General features: G+C 61.3%; 20 protein-coding genes and 1 pseudogene. 4 read left to right on the top strand and 17 right to left on the bottom strand.

Features of this window, described 5'->3' with window-relative positions; genetic code table 11:
* Positions 1-84: 84 nt before the first annotated feature.
* The gene (locus tag HEQ17_RS15065; protein WP_296293489.1) at positions 85-651 is read left to right on the top strand and encodes a TMEM165/GDT1 family protein; all 567 of its coding nucleotides are present in this window, start codon (positions 85-87) and stop codon (positions 649-651) included.
* Between the two features lie 118 nt (positions 652-769).
* On the opposite strand, the gene HEQ17_RS15060 is transcribed toward HEQ17_RS15065, so the two are convergent.
* Positions 770-1585 (bottom strand): formate/nitrite transporter family protein, encoded by an 816-nt coding sequence (locus tag HEQ17_RS15060; protein ID WP_296293488.1) that lies wholly within the window; start codon positions 1583-1585, stop codon positions 770-772.
* A 190-nt stretch (positions 1586-1775) separates the two neighbouring features.
* Here HEQ17_RS15060 and HEQ17_RS15055 point away from each other — a divergent pair, with 190 nt between their 5' ends.
* A complete protein-coding gene (locus tag HEQ17_RS15055) occupies positions 1776-2930 on the top strand; it encodes a homoserine O-acetyltransferase (protein WP_296293487.1) in 1155 nt (384 codons plus the stop codon).
* On the top strand, positions 2927-3511 hold the full coding sequence (gene metW / locus HEQ17_RS15050) for a methionine biosynthesis protein MetW (protein ID WP_296293486.1): 585 nt from the start codon (positions 2927-2929) through the stop codon (positions 3509-3511). Before HEQ17_RS15055 ends, metW begins: the two co-directional genes overlap by 4 nt.
* Before the next feature lie 60 nt (positions 3512-3571).
* Here metW and HEQ17_RS15045 read toward each other — a convergent pair whose 3' ends face one another.
* Genes HEQ17_RS15045 through HEQ17_RS15035 form a run of 3 tightly spaced genes read right to left on the bottom strand, consistent with a single transcriptional unit; the run spans position 3572 to position 6110 of the window.
* Positions 3572-4108, bottom strand: a complete 537-nt coding sequence (locus tag HEQ17_RS15045) for a VOC family protein (RefSeq protein ID WP_296293485.1) — start codon at positions 4106-4108, stop codon at positions 3572-3574.
* A gap of 37 nt (positions 4109-4145) precedes the next feature.
* Complete coding sequence (locus tag HEQ17_RS15040; RefSeq protein ID WP_296293484.1) at positions 4146-4388, bottom strand: DUF2783 domain-containing protein; 243 nt, start codon at positions 4386-4388, stop codon at positions 4146-4148.
* Between the two features lie 18 nt (positions 4389-4406).
* On the bottom strand, positions 4407-6110 hold the full coding sequence (locus tag HEQ17_RS15035) for an FAD-dependent oxidoreductase (RefSeq protein WP_296293483.1): 1704 nt from the start codon (positions 6108-6110) through the stop codon (positions 4407-4409).
* Between the two features lie 179 nt (positions 6111-6289).
* On the opposite strand from HEQ17_RS15035, the pseudogene HEQ17_RS15030 reads away from it, so the two are divergent.
* Positions 6290-6592, top strand: a pseudogene (locus HEQ17_RS15030) (GntR family transcriptional regulator); the annotation flags it as partial.
* 18 nt (positions 6593-6610) lie between these two features.
* Here the strand turns inward: HEQ17_RS15030 and HEQ17_RS15025 are convergent.
* The 13 genes from HEQ17_RS15025 to hpaR all read right to left on the bottom strand — a co-directional run bounded on the left by HEQ17_RS15025 (position 6611) and on the right by hpaR (position 16142).
* On the bottom strand, positions 6611-7540 hold the full coding sequence (locus HEQ17_RS15025; RefSeq protein WP_296293482.1) for a DMT family transporter: 930 nt from the start codon (positions 7538-7540) through the stop codon (positions 6611-6613).
* 4 nt (positions 7541-7544) lie between these two features.
* Complete coding sequence (locus HEQ17_RS15020) at positions 7545-8552, bottom strand: 2-dehydropantoate 2-reductase (protein ID WP_296293481.1); 1008 nt, start codon at positions 8550-8552, stop codon at positions 7545-7547.
* On the bottom strand, positions 8549-8776 hold the full coding sequence (locus tag HEQ17_RS15015) for a hypothetical protein (protein WP_296293480.1): 228 nt from the start codon (positions 8774-8776) through the stop codon (positions 8549-8551). Before HEQ17_RS15015 ends, HEQ17_RS15020 begins: the two co-directional genes overlap by 4 nt.
* 66 nt (positions 8777-8842) lie before the next feature.
* On the bottom strand, positions 8843-9658 hold the full coding sequence (locus tag HEQ17_RS15010; RefSeq protein ID WP_296293479.1) for an HpcH/HpaI aldolase/citrate lyase family protein: 816 nt from the start codon (positions 9656-9658) through the stop codon (positions 8843-8845).
* Between the two features lie 152 nt (positions 9659-9810).
* Positions 9811-10626, bottom strand: coding sequence for a 2-oxo-hept-4-ene-1,7-dioate hydratase (gene hpaH, locus HEQ17_RS15005; protein ID WP_296293766.1), 816 nt, complete (start codon positions 10624-10626; stop codon positions 9811-9813).
* Positions 10627-10635: 9 nt separating this feature from the next.
* Positions 10636-11067 (bottom strand): 5-carboxymethyl-2-hydroxymuconate isomerase, encoded by a 432-nt coding sequence (locus tag HEQ17_RS15000; RefSeq protein ID WP_296293478.1) that lies wholly within the window; start codon positions 11065-11067, stop codon positions 10636-10638.
* Positions 11068-11069: 2 nt separating this feature from the next.
* Positions 11070-11996, bottom strand: coding sequence for a 3,4-dihydroxyphenylacetate 2,3-dioxygenase (gene hpaD / locus HEQ17_RS14995; protein WP_296293477.1), 927 nt, complete (start codon positions 11994-11996; stop codon positions 11070-11072).
* A 37-nt stretch (positions 11997-12033) separates the two neighbouring features.
* Entirely contained in the window at positions 12034-12429 is a 396-nt protein-coding gene (locus tag HEQ17_RS14990) for a type II toxin-antitoxin system VapC family toxin (RefSeq protein ID WP_296293476.1), read from the bottom strand.
* On the bottom strand, positions 12426-12701 hold the full coding sequence (locus tag HEQ17_RS14985; RefSeq protein WP_296293475.1) for a hypothetical protein: 276 nt from the start codon (positions 12699-12701) through the stop codon (positions 12426-12428). The genes HEQ17_RS14990 and HEQ17_RS14985 overlap by 4 nt, the downstream gene beginning before the upstream one ends.
* A 69-nt stretch (positions 12702-12770) precedes the next feature.
* Positions 12771-14240, bottom strand: coding sequence for a 5-carboxymethyl-2-hydroxymuconate semialdehyde dehydrogenase (gene hpaE, locus HEQ17_RS14980; RefSeq protein ID WP_296293474.1), 1470 nt, complete (start codon positions 14238-14240; stop codon positions 12771-12773).
* Positions 14237-15007, bottom strand: a complete 771-nt coding sequence (locus HEQ17_RS14975) for a fumarylacetoacetate hydrolase family protein (protein ID WP_296293473.1) — start codon at positions 15005-15007, stop codon at positions 14237-14239. Before HEQ17_RS14975 ends, hpaE begins: the two co-directional genes overlap by 4 nt.
* Positions 15004-15651, bottom strand: a complete 648-nt coding sequence (locus HEQ17_RS14970) for a fumarylacetoacetate hydrolase family protein (protein ID WP_296293472.1) — start codon at positions 15649-15651, stop codon at positions 15004-15006. The genes HEQ17_RS14975 and HEQ17_RS14970 overlap by 4 nt, the downstream gene beginning before the upstream one ends.
* Positions 15648-16142 (bottom strand): homoprotocatechuate degradation operon regulator HpaR, encoded by a 495-nt coding sequence (hpaR, locus tag HEQ17_RS14965; RefSeq protein WP_296293471.1) that lies wholly within the window; start codon positions 16140-16142, stop codon positions 15648-15650. Before hpaR ends, HEQ17_RS14970 begins: the two co-directional genes overlap by 4 nt.
* Positions 16143-16264 lie beyond the last annotated feature (122 nt).

Below are 16264 nucleotides of genomic sequence, written 5' to 3'. Positions count from 1 at the left end.
GTTCAGCCCCCGCAAGCTGCGCGAATTTGTCCCCGACTGCCCGTTAAGATGTCCGGTCTTTTTCGACTGAGAACCCCTTCGAACATGGAAGCCTTCCTCGTCTCAACCGGCATCGTGGCCTTGGCCGAAATGGGTGACAAAACCCAGCTTTTGTCACTCGTGCTGGCCGCCCGTTTTCGCAAGCCCTGGCCCATCGTGCTCGGCATTTTGGTGGCCACGCTGGCCAACCACGGCCTGGCAGGCGCAGTAGGCACTTGGGTCACCACCGTGCTGGGGCCCGAGGTGCTGCGCTGGGTGTTGGGCGCATCCTTCCTCGCCATGGCAGCTTGGATGCTGATCCCCGACAAGCTGGATGACGAAGATGGTGACAGCGCGCCACGCATGGGGGTGTTCTTGACCACCGTGGTGGCGTTCTTTCTGGCCGAGATGGGCGACAAGACGCAAATCGCCACCGTCATGCTGGCGGCGCAGTACAACGCCTGGTTTGCCGTGGTGGTGGGCACCACGCTGGGCATGATGCTGGCCAACGCCCCGGTGGTGTGGCTGGGCGACGCCATCACCCGGCGCGTGCCCCTGCGTCTGGTGCATCTGATCTCGGCAGGGATTTTTGCCGTGCTGGGTGTGATCGCGCTGTCGGGTTGGGGCGCTTAAGGCCACAAGGACCGTCGACGGCCATCGATGGCGTGTCTCAAGCCGTTCACCCTCGGCGTGGGTTCTTGCAAACAGGCAGCGCGGCCCCTTGTCGCAGCGCACCCTTTGCGCGATGGTTTCAGTTGGGCGGCTGGCGTTTGTAAATGACGTGATAGACCCCGGCCACCAACACCGCGCCGCCCAGCACATTGCCGAAAATCACGGACAGCAAGTTGCCCAACATGCCGCCCCAGGTGATGGCGGCGTGACCCGTTAGGCCATCAAGCTGCAGCAGCATGGCCAGCGGCATCAGGTACATGTTGGCGATGCTGTGCTCAAAACCTGCCGCTACAAAAGCCATCACCGGCAGCACCACGGCCACCGCCTTGTCGGTCACACTGCGCCCGCCCATGGCCATCCAAACAGCCATGCACACCAGCACATTGCACAGCACGCCACGCAACAAGGCCGTGACAAAGGGCAACTCTTGTTTGGCCACGGCGAACTGCACCACTTTGTGGCCAATCGCGCCGCCGTTCAGGCTGGTGTGGCCGCTGGCCCAGACCAGCAGCGCCAGTCCAGCGGCCCCCACAAAGTTGGCCACGCACACAATGGCCCAGTTGCGCAGCACCTGCGCCGTGCTGACCCGGCCATCGGCCCAAGCCATGACGATCAGGTTGTTGCCGGTGAACAGCTCGGCCCCTGCCACCACGACCATGAACAAGCCCACGGCAAACACCAGCCCGCCCAGCACCGCGCTGGCGGCAAAACCCAAAGTGGGGTCGGACTTGACCAGCACAAACAGCATGGCCCCCAGACCAATGAAGACCCCGGCCAACACGCCCAGCAAAGCCAGCGGCAGCCAGGCCATGCGCGCCTTGGCCTCGCCCACCGCCTCGATGCGGCGGGCAATTTCGGCGGGGCTGTAGGCATCCGAGCCGTAGAGTTCTGCCATGCGTGCTCCTGTCAAGTGGGGACTGTTCGCCCTTATACTCGCCCCATGCGCCGATTTGAACCCGATTGCGGGCGCCGGAACCAGCATGGTTTCGAAATTCAGCTAAATGGCGTGTGTTTCATCTCACAGAAACTCGGCCCAGCTGACTGCGAAGCCGGGTTTTGTTTTTTTGCACACCAGAACACATTCGATGCTGATCGCCGAATCCCAAAGCATGCTGTTTGAAGCCCCTTTGCCCTTGCAAAGCGGTGCGTCCATTCGCAGCTATTCATTGAGTTACGAAACCTACGGCACGCTCAACGCCGATAAGTCCAACGCGGTGCTGATCTGTCACGCGCTGAACGCCTCACACCATGTGGCGGGTGTGTACGCCGACCAACCCAAAAACCTGGGCTGGTGGGACAACATGATCGGCCCCGGCAAGTCGCTCGACACCGACCGCTTTTTTGTCATTGGCGTGAACAACCTGGGTTCTTGCTTTGGCTCGACGGGCCCCATGCATGAGAACCCCGACACCGGCCGCGTCTATGGTGCCGACTTCCCGGTGGTCACGGTGGAAGACTGGGTCAACGCACAAGCGCGCTTGCTGGACGCGCTGGGCATTGATCAACTGGCCGCCGTGATGGGCGGAAGTCTTGGCGGCATGCAGGCGCTGTCGTGGACGCTGCAATACCCCGAGCGCGTGAAGCATGCGGTGGTGGTGGCCAGTGCGCCCAACCTGAACGCCGAAAACATCGCCTTCAACGAAGTGGCCCGCCGCGCCATCGTGACCGACCCGGACTTTCACAACGGGCACTTTTATGCGCAAGGCGTGGTGCCCAAGCGCGGCTTGCGCATCGCCCGCATGATTGGCCACATCACGTACCTGAGCGACGACGTGATGAACGAAAAGTTTGGCCGAGAGCTGCGCGAGGCCGTCACCCACAACGCCACCGGCTACAAATACTCTACGCAAGAAGTCGAGTTTCAGATTGAAAGCTACCTGCGCTACCAGGGCGACAAGTTCAGCGAATACTTCGACGCCAACACCTATTTGCTGATCACCCGGGCGCTCGATTACTTTGACCCGGCCCGCGCCTTCGGCGGCGACCTGTCCAAAGCGCTGGCCCGCGCCAGTTGCAAATTTTTGCTGGTCAGCTTTTCCACCGATTGGCGCTTCTCGCCCGCCCGCAGCCGCGAGATGGTCAAGGCCTTGCTCGACAACCGCCGCGACGTGAGCTATGCCGAAATCGATGCACCGCACGGGCATGATGCCTTCTTGCTGGAAGACCCCCGCTACATGAACGTGGTGCGTTCTTACTTTGACAACATGGCGAAGACTTTGAACGAAGGATGTGCGGCATGAGCGACCCCTTGATCATGCAAGCCATGGCCCGCCTGGTGCCGCAAGGCGCCCGCGTGCTCGATTTGGGTTGCGGCGATGGCGCTTTGTTGGCCTATCTGCAGCAACACAAGGGCTGTACCGGTTACGGCGTGGAGCTGGACGACACCAATGTGCACGCCTGCGTGCAGCGCGGCGTGAACGTGATTCAGCTGAACCTGGACGAAGGCCTGAGCCTGTTTGCCGACCAGTCGTTTGACGTGGTGCTGCAGATCGACACGCTGCAACACCTGCGCAACGCCGAGACCATGCTGCGCGAGACGGTGCGCGTGGGCCGTGTGGGTATCGTGGCCTTCCCCAATTTTGCGCATTGGTTCAACCGCTTGAGCGTGTTGCAAGGCCGCATGCCGGTGACCAAGCGCCTGCCCTACCAGTGGTACGACACGCCCAATATCCGCGTGGGCACTTACGCTGACTTTGGCGACTTGGCACGTAAAAACGGGCTGCGTGTGGTGGATGCTTTTGGCCTGCAAAACGGTCAAGAAGTGCGTCTGTGTCCTAACCTGATGGCGGGCACGGCGGTCTACAAGTTGCAGCGCAACTGAGCTGCTGGGCATATCTGGCTCTGGTCAGAGCAACCGCATCCGCGCTGAGCGCGCATGGCTTCAGCTTTGCTTCTCGGTCTCGTGCATCCAGGCCGCGTGTTTGGGGGCACGTTTGGTTTGCGCCCACTCGTTGAGCATCTCCCATTTGCACTCGTCAAGCTTGGCGTACATCTCGGGCGTGCCCACATCGGCAGCCAGTTCGAGGCGGTGGCCATTGGGGTCGAAGAAATAAATGCTCTTGAAAATGGTGTGGTTGGTGGGGCCCAACACCTCTACGCCATTGGCTTGCAATCGGGCTTTGGCGTCTTCCAGCGCTTGCAGGCTGTCAACCTTGAAGGCGATGTGCTGCACCCATTCAGGGGTGTTGGTGTCGCGACCCATCGCGGGCGAATTGGGCAATTCAAAAAACGCCAACACGTTGCCTGCACCTGCGTCCAGGAACACATGCATGTAGGGGTCCGGGGCCTTGGTGGAGGGCACCAGGTCTTCGGCGATGGCCAGCACGAAATCCATGTTCATGTTTTTTACATACCATTCGACGGTGGCTTTGGCGTCTTTGCAGCGGTAAGCGACGTGGTGAATGCGGTCGATTTTCATGGGGGTCTCCGGTGTTCGTTGAGGCTTGTCGGTGGGCTCAGGCGGTTTGACGGGCGGCGTGCAGCGCCTCTCGCAACACGCCCAAATCGCCAATGTGGTTGGCCAGCAGCAGGATCAGGCGGGCATTGAGGGCTTCGCTTTGTTCGTCGTTCAGGCCGTTGTGGGCTTCGATCAGGTGTTCATAAAACTCGTCGCCCGGTGAGAAGTCGCGGAAGAAACGGCGACCGGGTTCGTGGAAGTTGAGCTCCGTTTTCAGGGCGGTGTGCATGTCGGTGGTCATGTCAATCCTTGGTGCGGTTCAGGCTTGGCCGATGTTGGCACCGATGGCGCGAGCCAAGGCAGCTTGCAGTTGGTCGATGCTCAGTGTGCGCCAGCGGGCCACCACATGTTGGTCCGGACGCAGCAGGTAGGTGGTGCCGGGCGTGGCGTTGTAGCGCTTGGCCACCAAGCCTTGAGCATCGACGATGACGTTCATGCCAGGAATGTCCAGCGCACGCGGGCTGATGATGAGGGGTGTCACTGCCACGGCATTTTTTGGGGGATTCGCGCCCGGGATTGCGGGACTGCAGCCCGCCAGGGCATTGAGCTGCGCCAGCACTTCGGGCTTGGGCGGTGCATCCGCAAACAACATGGCCTGAAAGCCCTTGCCCACCTGGTCGAGCAGCCAGGCGTCTCGCCCGTTTACTTGCACCGGCGCATCGTCCATCGGCGCACCGGGCACCATCTGCCCTTCAAAACTGTCGGCATCGGGCGTGTTGAGCACCGAGTCGGTCAGGAAAGACGGCATGGACAAGCGGCCCGAATTGACCAGCTTGCGCGCAAACGGGTGGTGCTTGGCCAGCGCCAGCACTTGGTTGCGGAAGGTCTTGCTGGTGCGGCTCTTGGGCGTGATGAAGTCGGTCGAGCGCGTCGAGTTCATGATGTTCTCGTCGGCCGCAAACTGGCGATCGAGTGCATAGGCGTCGAGCAACTGTTCGCTGGCCTGGCCTTTGATGACCAGGCCCAGTTTCCACATCAAATCGTCGGCGTCCTGAAAGCCCGAGTTGGCCCCGCGTGCACCAAAGGGCGAAACCTGGTGCGCCGCGTCGCCCACGAACAGCACACGGCCATGGCGAAAGTCCGTCATGCGGCGGCACTGGAAGGTGTAGATGCTGACCCATTCCAGCTCAAACGGCCTGTCGTCACCCAGCATGGCCTGCAAGCGAGGGATGACTTTTTCAGGCTTTTTTTCCTCCTCGGGGTCGGCGTCCCAGCCCAGCTGAAAGTCGATGCGCCAAACGTTGTTGCTCTGCTTGTGCAGCAGCACGCTTTGGTTGGGGTGAAAAGGCGGGTCAAACCAGAACCAGCGCTCTGCGGGGTAGTCGGCTTTCATGATCACGTCGGCAATCAGAAAGCGGTCCTGGAACACGCGGCCTTCAATGTCCAGGCCCAGATGGCGGCGGATTGGGCTGCGTGCGCCATCGGCCACCACCAGCCAGTCGGCCTCGATGTCGAACGGACCCTCTGGTGTTTCCACCGTCAGCGTGGCGTGGGCGTCATGAGGTGTGACGGCGGTCACCTTGTGCTGCCAGCGGATGTCGGCTCCCAGCTCCAGAGCGCGGGCGATCAGCATTTCCTCCACATGGTATTGCTGCAGGTTGATCATGCCGGGGCGTTTGTGGCCCGCTTCGGGCACCAGGTTGAACTGGTAGACCTCGTCTTCTTCGAGGAAGGTGCGCCCGATGTTCCAGCTCACGCCCATGTCGCAGGCCTGGTTGGCAATGCCCAGGCGGTCCAGAATTTCGAGCGAACGCTTGGCGTAGCACACCGCCCGCGAGCCGACCGACACGGTCTTGTCGTCGTCCAGCACCAGCACCTCAAGCCCCTGCAAACGCGCATCAATGGCTGCGGCCAGGCCCACCGGCCCCGCGCCAATGACGATCAGCGGTTTGCGCTGCGGCGGCGTGGACATCAAGTCGGCAGGCGATTTGTAGGGATAGATCGGGTTGACGTATGCACCCATGGGAAGCACTCCAAATTGTTCGGCGAGCATCTCGTGATGCCCAAGCTGTAATTTACCATTGATAAATCAATTTACCTAAACGTAACTCAAAAAGACCCAGCGCCCTCATGGCTCACCAAGGTGACAAGCCGAAAAACGCAAATCCGCTACTCTGATTGAACGAATTTGGACGCACGCTCATGCGTCAGCACTTCACCCCCGTCTCCAGCGGTGCCCGCTTATCCGTTCAGGTGGCAGCGCAACTGGGTGCCGAAATCCAGCAAGGCCGTTTGCAGCCTGGTGCCAAATTGCCCACGGAAGCCCGTTTGGCCGAAAACTTTCAGGTCAGCCGCACCGTGGTGCGAGAAGCGGTGTCGCGCCTCAAGTCCCTGGGTCTGGTGGACTCGCGTCAGGGCAGTGGGGTTTTTGTCAGGGCCTCGCTGCCCCTGGCGCCTTTGCAGTTCGAGTCGCAACATGCCGCCTCACAGTCGGCCGTCATCCAGAGCTGGCGCAGCCCCTGGTCAAGGGCCTGCAGGGTTGAGCTTGGGCTTGTGCAAGCCCAACCAAAGCACCGTGCAAACCACGACCGCCGCACCCACCAACTGCACGGGCGAGATCGATTGCCCCAAAAGAAACCACGCCAGGACCAAGGCAAAAACAGGCTCTGCGTTCATGATGGCCGAATTGCCCACCACCCCCAGTTTGGGCAAAACGGTGAACATGATGGTGAAGGCCGTGCCATACAACAAGGTCAGCATCACCAGGCCCCACCAACCCGGCTGGGCTTGAGGCCACTGAAAGCCCCCTTGGGTGCTGGCCAGCAAAGCCGTCAGCACACCCACGATGGACAAGGACGTGAAAGTGCGCAAGCGCCCATCCACCCCTACCGTCTCGTGTTGGGTCAACACCAGCGCCAGCCCGAATGCGACCGAAGCAATCAAGGCAAAAACCACACCCATGCCGATTTGCCCCCAATGCCGGGCTGTTCCCAAGCCCGAAGCCGCACCGAATACATCCAGCGCCAAGGCCAAGCCGAGCATCATCACGGGCATGGCCATCAAGAGGGTGCGCTCAGGCTTGTGGCCGTACAAAATTCGGGCCCACAGAGCGGTGGTCAGCGGGTAAGTGTTGAAAGCCAACAAGGCCAACGCCACCGGCAAACGGGCCACAGCGGCATACAGGCATACGCTTTGAACTGCGATCAGCAAGCCCACTGCCACCAGGTATTTGCGCTGTCGAGGCAACACCTGCAACGCAACCTTTTGTTGCCACAAAATCAGCGCCACCACCCCTGCGGTCACCATGCTGCGCACCGTCACTGCCGTCAGCACATCCAGCCCATGGTTGAACGCGGTTCGGGCCGCCACATGGTTGGCCCCCATCATGAAGGCGGTCAGCAACAAGGTGGCAAAAGCGGCTCCCGTCAAATGGGATGGGGCAAGGCTGCGCATGGGTTCAAGGCCTTGTCGGTTGGCCGCGCTCAGGGTGAGGGTAGAGACCCAAGCGTGCGGCATGGACTCGGCTCAAGCCCAGCAAGGCGTCGGTGAAGGGCGTGGCCACGCCGGTCAAGCCACCGAGCTCGCGCACGGCTGAGACCAAGGCGTCCAGTTCGACCGGTTTGCCCGCATCCACGTCCTGCAGCATCGAGGTGCGAAAGGCCCCGAGTTTGCGGGTGACGGCATGGCGGTCTTCGGGTGTCTGCGCGAGCGGGATGCCGATGCGCTCACCAATGGCCTTGGCTTCGAGCATGACGCTGGAGACAAAGCCGCGCACCAGCGGGTCGTCCAGGATCACATCGGTCGTGGCCCCGGTGAAGGCGCTGATGGGGTTGATCGTCATGTTGCCCCACAATTTGTACCAAACGTCTTTCTGGATTTGTGCCGACGCCGTGGCATTGAAACCGGCTTGCCTCAACAGCGCCACCAGGTCGCGCAGGCGCGGCGAATCTGCCCCAGAGGGCTCGCCCAAAATCAAGCCGTTGCCAAAGTGGTGCCGGATCACGCCGGGCATGTCCAACGAACAACTGGCATGCACCACACCGCCGATCACCTGGTCTGTGGGAATGTGCCGGGCCATCACACCGCACGGGTCCACCGACTGCAAGGTGGTGCCCGCAAGCGACCCGCCAAAGCCTTGTAAAAACCACCAGGGCACGCCGTTCATGGCCGTCAGCACCAACGTTTGCGGCCCCAGCAGCGGGCCAATGTGCCGCGCCACATCGGCCATGGCGGGGGCTTTGACGGCCACGATCACCAGGTCTTGCTGGCCCAACTCAGCCGCATTGGCGATGGTTTTCAAAGAGACTGCCATCTCCTGATCGCCCTGGCGCAACACCAGGCCCCCTCGCTGCAAAGCCTCCAGCGTGGCCCCACGCGCCACTGCACTGAGCGTGCAGCCTTGGCGCGCCAGATGCACCCCCAGCCAGCCACCGATGGCGCCAGCGCCGTATATACAGACCTTCATGCACGCCACCTTTTGTCTTGCCGGTTGACTTGGCGCACCGGCGATTGAAGAACGCGCTCGCCCGCACCGTGGTTCGGGTAGAACTGCAAAGCATCACGGATGCAGTGGCCGGCAATGGCCTCGGGCACCGCAATGGACTGGCCCATGTCCAAGGTGGCCAGATCGGTTTCACAGGCGCGCTGCAAAGTCCAGAGCACCGCAAAGCTGGGGGGAGTGGGTAACATGGTGGCCCTTGACACAGCGTCGGTTGAATTGGGGTCATTCATTGGGATCTGACCCCAATTCACCAATTAATACGTTGCGCCTTTGGCGGGTGCAGCGACTGGCCAGCTCGACTTGAAATGCGCTGCCAGCTCGGTGGTGTGTCGCATCAAAAGCTGCGTGTCCAAGCCCACAGCCACAAACACCGCGCCCAGCTTCAGGTAATGCTCGGCCAGTTGACGGTCGGGCGTGAGGATGCCGGGGGCTTTGCCGGCTTTCAGGATGCGGGTGATGGCGTCTTCTATGGCCGTTTGCACGGCGGGGTGCGCGGCGTTGCCCACATGGCCCATGGAAGCCGAGAGGTCGGCCGGGCCGATGAACACGCCGTCTACGCCGGGCGTGGCGGCAATGGCGTCGAGGTTCTTCAGCGCTTCACGCGATTCGACTTGCACCAACAGGCAAACTTCTTGGTTGGCGCGCTTGAAGTAATCCGGGTAGTGGCCCCAACGCGAAGCGCGCGCCCCGGCCATGCCGCGCACGCCGCCTTGGCCATCGTCTTGTGGGTAGCGCATGGCTTGCACCAATTGCGCGGCTTGCGCAGCGGTGTCGACCATGGGCACCAGGATGTTTTGCGCGCCCAAATCGAGGTATTGCTTGATGAGCGCTGTTTCGCCTAAAGGTACGCGGCACACCGGGTGGCTGGCGGGGTAAGCGGCCACGGTTTGCAGCTGAGCCTGAATGCTGCGCAGGTCGTTCGGCGCATGCTCGCCATCGATGACCAGCCAGTCAAACCCCGCCAAGGCGCAGATTTCGGCGGTGTAGGCGCTGGCCAGGCCCATCCACAGACCGATTTGGGGCTGCTTGTTTTGAAGGGCTTGTTTGAAAAGGTTTGTGGGAGTGTTCATGGGACGTTTGCTCGTTTTAAAGGGAAGAAGGCTTGCAGCTTGTTGGGGGCGGGGTGGCGGCTCGGGCGATGTGGCAAAGCAAAGCGCCTCTGAGCCCGGGCCGCCACCCCGTCCCCAACAACCCACCACCGACGTTGAACGAAGCCATGTGTTCAAACAAACCGGAACTCCAGTTTGCCCAACGGCCCATAGTCCACATCGAACACATCGCCCACCTTGGCCAAAGCCGGTTTGGTGAATGAGCCCGCCAAAACGATTTCGCCCGCTTGCAGGTGCTCGCCCCAAGGCGCCAATTTGTTGGCCAGCCAGGCGATGCCCACTGCGGGGTGGCCTTGCACGCCAGCGGCCAGGCCGGTTTCTTCGACCACGCCGTTTTGCCGCAGCACCGCCCCGCACCAAGGCAGATCGGTGGTCAGCGGATCGACCCGCTTGGCCCCGAGCACGATGCCCGCATTGGCCGCGTTGTCGCTGATGGTGTCGTAGACCTTGCGCATCACCTGGGTGTGGCGGTCGAACTGTTCAATGCGCGAGTCGATGATCTCGATGGCGGGCGTGACGTAATCGGTGGCTTCAAGCACTTGTTGCACGGTCACGTTGGGGCCGCGCAGTTCTTTCTTGAGGACAAAGGCCAGCTCCACCTCGACACGCGGCGCGATGAAATCGGTGAAGGGAATGCTCAACACTTGGCCCGGCGTGCAGGTGTAGAGCATGTCATCCAGCAGCGTGCCGTAATCGGGCTCGTCGATCTGGCTGGACACTTGCATGGCGCGGCTGGTCAGCCCGATCTTGTGGCCGATCATGGTGCGCCCTTGCGCAAACTTGAGCTGCATCCAGGCGCGGTTGATGCGGTAGCCGTCATCGATCGTCATGCCCGGGAAGCGCTTGGAAAAGTGCTCGATCTGGACACGGGATTGTTCGGACTGGTGCAGCTCGCGGGCGAGCTGCTGGATTTGGTTGTCGGTGAACACGGACATGGTTCAGGCCTTGTTGAAAAGCGGATGCAGGTTGCTGAGCTTGGCATCAAACACCTCGGTGCCGACATCGATTTGCAGCGTGATGCCGATGTGGCGCTGCACCATCACGGGCGCAAAAAAGGCCTTGGCCACTGCGAGCAGGGTTTGTCCGGCGCGTTGCTGCGTGGCCTCGCTGCGGCCCCGGCCCATGCGCAGGTTCAGGTACACGAAGGCGTAGTCGCCCGTGCCTCCTGCTGCGCGCCCCGCCGCACCGCCATCGGCCACCGCATGATGCGGCGCGGGGTAGGCCAGCACGCGCGTGCCGCCGGTCGGAAAAACCGGTTGGCCTTGCTCGTCCTTCACGTTGAGCATGGCGTCCGCCAGTGCGCGGCACAAGGTGGTCATCTGGACTTCGGCGTCCAATTGCCCGGTGTAGAGGATGACGAGATGGGGCATGGTTACAACCTCGTGCTCACAGCCGTGTAACCCGCTGCGCTGCTGGCCTGCGCAGGCGGAATGTGCTGCCCGCTTTGCGGCGTCACCTCAAAAATCGCGTTGAGCTGGCCTGTGCCACTGGCCCCGAAATAGGGCGTCACCATGTCCACGCCGCCGTCATAACCCGACCAACCCAAAGCCCCCATCAGCATGGCGGTGTCGTGCATGAAGCCTTCGCCGTGGCCTTTGCTGGCGTATTCGGGCAGCATCTCGCAAAAGGTTTTCCATTCGCGTTGGTCCCACATGCGCAGCACTTGCTCGTCGAGTTTTTCGAGGAAAGGGCTCCAAATTTTGTGGGCGAATTCCGGGGCCAAGCCGTTTTGCGCAAAGCGGTGACTGAGCGAGCCACTGGCCAAAAAAGCCACCTTGCCGTCGTAATGCTTTTCCACCGCCTCGCGCATGGCCCAACCCAGGCGTGCGCTGTCATTCAGGTAGTGCGATGTGCATAAGGCAGAGACCGAGACCACCTTGAAGTGCTGGTCTTCGTTCATGTAGCGCAGGGGCACCAGCGTGCCGTATTCGGGCTGCAAAGTGGTGGCGTCGTGGGCCAGGGTTTCCACGCCGTATTCGTTGGCCACTTGGGCCAGCAAGTGCCCGAGCGCTGGATTGCCTGGCGACTCAAAGGCCAGGTTGCTGATGAAGTGTGGCAACTCATTGCTGGTGTACACGCCCTTGAAGTGTGCGCCGCAGTTGATGTGGTAACTGGCGTTGACCAGCCAGTGCGTGTCAAACACCACCAGCGTGTCCACGCCCATGGCCCGGCAGCGGCGGCTGATTTCCTTGTGGCCATCGATGGCGCTTTGGCGCGTGCCAAAACGCGGGCCCGGGATCTCGCTCAGGTACATGCTGGGTACGTGGGTGATTTTGGCGGCGAGGGCGAGTTGTCCCATGGGGTGTCCTGTGGATGCGTGTGCGTGTGGGGGAGGGTCAGGGACTGATCAGGTCAATGTCCGGGAAGTAGCTGCGGTAGCGGCCTGCATCGCGGGTCAGCAATTTGTAGCCATCGGCCTGGGCGTGCGCGCCAATGAAAAAATCGGGCAGCACGCCGGTTTTGGTGCCGCCGCGTTGACGGTAAGACCTGAACACGTTGGCGGCCAATTGCGCAGCTGGCCGCGTCAAATCCAGAACTTGCACGCCCAACTTTTGCAAAAACGCATCGATGTGCGGCCCTGCAGTGTTGTGGGTGTGCAATTCGGCATAGACCACAAAGTTGGTCACGATCTGCTGGCTTTTGGCTTTGCTCAACTCGCGCAGCGACCAGTCCAACCAAATCGGGTCCTGATGGATCACATCCACAAACACGTTGGTGTCCACCAGAATCATGGCTGATTCCAATCATCGCCACGGGTCATCCGCATCAGTTCATCGGTGCTCATGCCATCTTTGGCAATGCCAATGAATTGACGGATCGGGTCATCCGGCGCCAGAAACGACAGATCGGGCTCTGGTGCCGCGTTGTGGCCGGAGGCCGTTTTGGCCGCCACCAAATACTTGGCCAGGGCTTCTTGCACGACGTGCGATTTGCTCAGTTTGCGTGCGGCGCAATACTGGGTCAATTCGCGTTCAACGGTTTCGGGCAAGCGGACGGACAGCATGATTCATTCCTTGTCATACACATTCAAAATGGATGTATGACATCAAGTATGACAGATGACGGTAATTTGTCATACACCCCAATGCGGGATGTGGTGACCGCCCAACGAAACCGCCACGTTTTTGGGCTCGCAAAACACTTCGTAGCTCCAGGTGCCGCCTTCGCGGCCGGTGCCGCTGGCCTTGGTGCCGCCAAAGGGTTGACGCAGGTCGCGCACGTTTTGGCTGTTCACAAAGCACATGCCCGCCTCCACCGCGGCCGCCACGCGGTGCGCTTTGCCCAGGTTCTCGGTCCAGACGTAGCTGCTCAAGCCGTATTCGATGTCGTTGGCCTTGGCAATCGCGTCGGCCTCGTCCTTGAACGGAATCAGACAAGCCACAGGGCCGAAGATTTCTTCTTGCGCGATGCGCATGCGGTTGTCCACGTCGGCAAACACGGTGGGCCAGACGAAGTTGCCGTTTTTGACATGCGCGGGCAAGTCAGCTGCGTAGTCGGGTTGGCCCAGACCGCCGCAGAGCATCGTCGCGCCCTCTTTGGGGCCGAGTTCGATGTAGCTGCGCACCTTGGCCAGATGGGCTTTGGAGATCATCGGGCCGACGATGGTTTTTTCATCCAGCGGGTCGCCGACTGTGATGCGCTTGGCGCGCTCTGCAAATTTGACGGCAAAGTCGGCGTAGATGCTTTGCTGCACCAGGATGCGGCTGCCGGCGGTGCAGCGCTCGCCGTTGTTGCTGAAGATCATGAAGATGGCGGCATCCAGGGCGCGGTCCAGGTCGGCGTCTTCAAAGATCACAAAGGGGCTCTTTCCGCCCAGCTCCATGCTGAACTTCTTCAAGCCCGCGCTTTGCACGATGCGGTTGCCGGTGACGGTGGAGCCGGTGAAGCTGATGGCACGCACATCGCGGTGCGAGACCAATGGCTCACCCGCCTCTTTGCCATAGCCGTGCACCAGGTTGAGCACGCCAGCGGGCACACCGGCTTCGAGTGCCAGCTCGCCCAAGCGGGCAGCGCTCAGGGGCGAGAGTTCGCTCATCTTGAGCACGGCGGTGTTGCCAAAGGCGAGACACGGCGCGACCTTCCAGGTGGCGGTCATGAAAGGCACGTTCCAGGGGCTGATCAGTGCGCACACGCCCACCGGGTGAAACAGCGTGTAGTTCAGATGCGTGGGTGTGGGGTAGGTGTGGCCGTCCACGCGGGTGCACATCTCGGCAAAGTAATGGAAGTTGTCGGCCGCACGCGGCACCAATTGTTTGCCGGTTTGGCTGATGGTCTGACCGCAGTCGCGTGTCTCGGTTTCCGAAATTTCAGGGACGTGCTTCGTGATCAGGTCGCCCAGCTTGCGCATGATCTTCGCGCGCTCTGTGGCGGGGGTAGCGGCCCATTTGGGAAAGGCGGCTTTGGCGGCGGCCACAGCAGCATTCACTTCTGCCTCGCCACCCGAGGCGACCTCGGCCAGCACTTCTTGCGTGGCGGGGTTGATGGTCTCAAAGCAGTCGCTGCCTGCGACACTTTTGCCATGGATGAGGTGGTCGATTTTCATAGTTTTGCTTTCACGAGGGTATTGGTCAATGCCCCGATGCTTTCGATCTCGGTGACGACCACATCGCCCGGGTTCACGTTCACGATGCCGTCTGGCGTGCCCGTCAGGATCAGGTCGCCGGGGTTGAGTGTCATGAAGCTGCTGAAGTATTCGATCAGGGTGGGAACATCGAACACCATGTCGGCGGTGTTGCCGCTTTGCGTGACTTGGCCGTTGACGGTGGTTTGCAACTTGAGCGCCATCGGGTTAGAAACATCCGCGGCATCGACCAACCAAGGACCGATGGGCGTGCAGGTGTCGCGGTTTTTGACGCGCAGGTTGGGGCGGTACCAGTTTTCCAGGTAGTCGCGGATGGCGTAGTCGTTGGCCACGGTGTAACCGCCCACGTGGTCATAGGCGTCGGCCTTCTTCACATGACGCGCTGTGCGGCCGATCACTACCGCCAACTCGCATTCGTAATGCATGTACTTCACATCAGCGGGGCGGTTCGTGAAGGCTTTGTGGCCGATCAGCGAAGCCTCACCCTTCATAAAAGCCAGCGGTTCTTCGGGGGCTTTGAAGGCGAGTTCTTTGGCGTGGTCGGCGTAGTTCAGTCCCAGCGCGATGACGGTGCGCGGCTGCGGCACGGGGGCCAGTGGCGGCAGCCAGATGACCTCGTCAAAACCCACGCGATGGCCCTTGTGCGGGCCTTGGGTGATCAGCAACTGGCCATCTGACTCAACGGCTTGCTGAATGGCGCCCGACCAGGCGATGCGGGCGTGTTTCATGCCTGTCCTTTCACGTTGGTGGTCACTGTGGTGAAGCCCGTCGCAAAAATCTCCACCCGATCCCCCGCTTTAGCACGCGGGCGTGATCCGCCGGACAGGCAATCGGTGCCCACCATCAACACATCACCGGCTTGCAGTGTCATGAATTCGCCCACATCGGCCAGCAGCGTAGGCAGGTCGCGCATCAAATCGCGCAGGTCAACGGTTTGCACCTGCTCGCCATTGCGACGAACGTTGATCTGCAGCCCAGCCCAATCCACCACTTTGCCCACCGTCACTTGCTGCGGCAAGGCCAGAAAACCATCGCGGCAGCGGAACTTGACCGGCGGGCGGTAGTAACTCGCGTGCGGCACCGACCAGTCGCACAGCAGCACGGCACCAGCCACCTGGGCGTCGGCACCGATCACCAGGCCCAGCGTGGCACCGATGTCGACTTCGGTCACGCCGTCTTGCAGCAGCAGGTCTTGTCCGGCAGGGCTGAAGGTGTTGGCACTTTTCACATAAAGAATGGGGGCATTAGGCGCGGCCTTGTGCGGGTCTTGCGTCATGCGCGGGGCCCACAGGTCCCACTCGCGGCGAAAGTTGAGCAAAGTGCCATACACCGTGCCTTGGGGTCGCCAGTGCATGCGAGTCATGGGGCTCATCTGCTTGCCTTATTCATCAGGGGGTTTTTTGGATCGTCTGCGTCGGACACTTCCAATGCAATCAGCTTGTCGAGCAGTTCGTACAAGGCGGTGAGCTGTGACTTGCCCAGTTGTTGCGCCATCCAGGAGTAATGCGCTTCGATGGTTTGCGACAAGGCCTGCACTTTGGCCAGACCCACTGCGCTGGCGCGCACCACGGTGCGGCGGGCGTCTTGCGGACAGCGATGGCGCTCGATCAGGCCATCTCGCTCCATGCGGGTCAACACGCCGGAGAGGCTGGGGCCCAGCAAAAAAGCCTCGGTGGCGACACGGCCAGTTTCAACGCCGCCACTCTCGTGCGCATGCTCCCCCAACACGCGCAGCACGCGCCATTGTTGGTCCGACAAGCCATGCTCGCGCAGGCTGGGGCGGGTGTGGAACATCACCGCCTCACGGGCTTCGAGCAAAAGCCGGGGCAGGTTGCGGTGGGCAAAAGAAGGTTTGACCGTCATTCATTTAACATGTTAAATGAATCCCGCCAAACGGGCACAAGGGTTTTCACCAACTCAGCACGACACACACCGTCATCGGGCAAGCCTCCAGCTGGCACGCATCTCATAAGATGCGGGTTGGT

Origin of the sequence: Limnohabitans sp., from assembly GCF_023910625.1 — a bacterium.
In the GTDB taxonomy this organism is placed as follows: Bacteria; Pseudomonadota; Gammaproteobacteria; order Burkholderiales; family Burkholderiaceae_C; genus Limnohabitans_A.
Note: the sequence above shows the minus strand (reverse complement) of the source record. Positions and strands in the feature narration are given on the sequence as shown.

Bases quoted from the DNA above. Each gene is read 5' to 3' on its own strand.
- metW (WP_296293486.1), top strand. From the start codon at position 2,927: ATGAGCGACCCCTTGATCATGCAAGCCATGGCCCGCCTGGTGCCGCAA.
- HEQ17_RS14990 (WP_296293476.1), bottom strand. From the start codon at position 12,429: ATGATTCTGGTGGACACCAACGTGTTTGTGGATGTGATCCATCAGGAC.
- HEQ17_RS15045 (WP_296293485.1), bottom strand. From the start codon at position 4,108: ATGAAAATCGACCGCATTCACCACGTCGCTTACCGCTGCAAAGACGCC.
- HEQ17_RS15020 (WP_296293481.1), bottom strand. From the start codon at position 8,552: ATGAAGGTCTGTATATACGGCGCTGGCGCCATCGGTGGCTGGCTGGGG.
- hpaD (WP_296293477.1), bottom strand. From the start codon at position 11,996: ATGGGACAACTCGCCCTCGCCGCCAAAATCACCCACGTACCCAGCATG.
- HEQ17_RS15015 (WP_296293480.1), bottom strand. From the start codon at position 8,776: ATGTTACCCACTCCCCCCAGCTTTGCGGTGCTCTGGACTTTGCAGCGC.
- HEQ17_RS14985 (WP_296293475.1), bottom strand. From the start codon at position 12,701: ATGCTGTCCGTCCGCTTGCCCGAAACCGTTGAACGCGAATTGACCCAG.
- HEQ17_RS15010 (WP_296293479.1), bottom strand. From the start codon at position 9,658: ATGAACACTCCCACAAACCTTTTCAAACAAGCCCTTCAAAACAAGCAG.
- HEQ17_RS15065 (WP_296293489.1), top strand. From the start codon at position 85: ATGGAAGCCTTCCTCGTCTCAACCGGCATCGTGGCCTTGGCCGAAATG.
- HEQ17_RS14970 (WP_296293472.1), bottom strand. From the start codon at position 15,651: ATGAGCCCCATGACTCGCATGCACTGGCGACCCCAAGGCACGGTGTAT.
- HEQ17_RS15035 (WP_296293483.1), bottom strand. From the start codon at position 6,110: ATGGGTGCATACGTCAACCCGATCTATCCCTACAAATCGCCTGCCGAC.
- HEQ17_RS15060 (WP_296293488.1), bottom strand. From the start codon at position 1,585: ATGGCAGAACTCTACGGCTCGGATGCCTACAGCCCCGCCGAAATTGCC.
- HEQ17_RS15055 (WP_296293487.1), top strand. From the start codon at position 1,776: ATGCTGATCGCCGAATCCCAAAGCATGCTGTTTGAAGCCCCTTTGCCC.
- HEQ17_RS15025 (WP_296293482.1), bottom strand. From the start codon at position 7,540: ATGCGCAGCCTTGCCCCATCCCATTTGACGGGAGCCGCTTTTGCCACC.
- hpaR (WP_296293471.1), bottom strand. From the start codon at position 16,142: ATGACGGTCAAACCTTCTTTTGCCCACCGCAACCTGCCCCGGCTTTTG.
- HEQ17_RS14975 (WP_296293473.1), bottom strand. From the start codon at position 15,007: ATGAAACACGCCCGCATCGCCTGGTCGGGCGCCATTCAGCAAGCCGTT.
- HEQ17_RS15000 (WP_296293478.1), bottom strand. From the start codon at position 11,067: ATGCCCCATCTCGTCATCCTCTACACCGGGCAATTGGACGCCGAAGTC.
- hpaE (WP_296293474.1), bottom strand. From the start codon at position 14,240: ATGAAAATCGACCACCTCATCCATGGCAAAAGTGTCGCAGGCAGCGAC.
- HEQ17_RS15040 (WP_296293484.1), bottom strand. From the start codon at position 4,388: ATGACCACCGACATGCACACCGCCCTGAAAACGGAGCTCAACTTCCAC.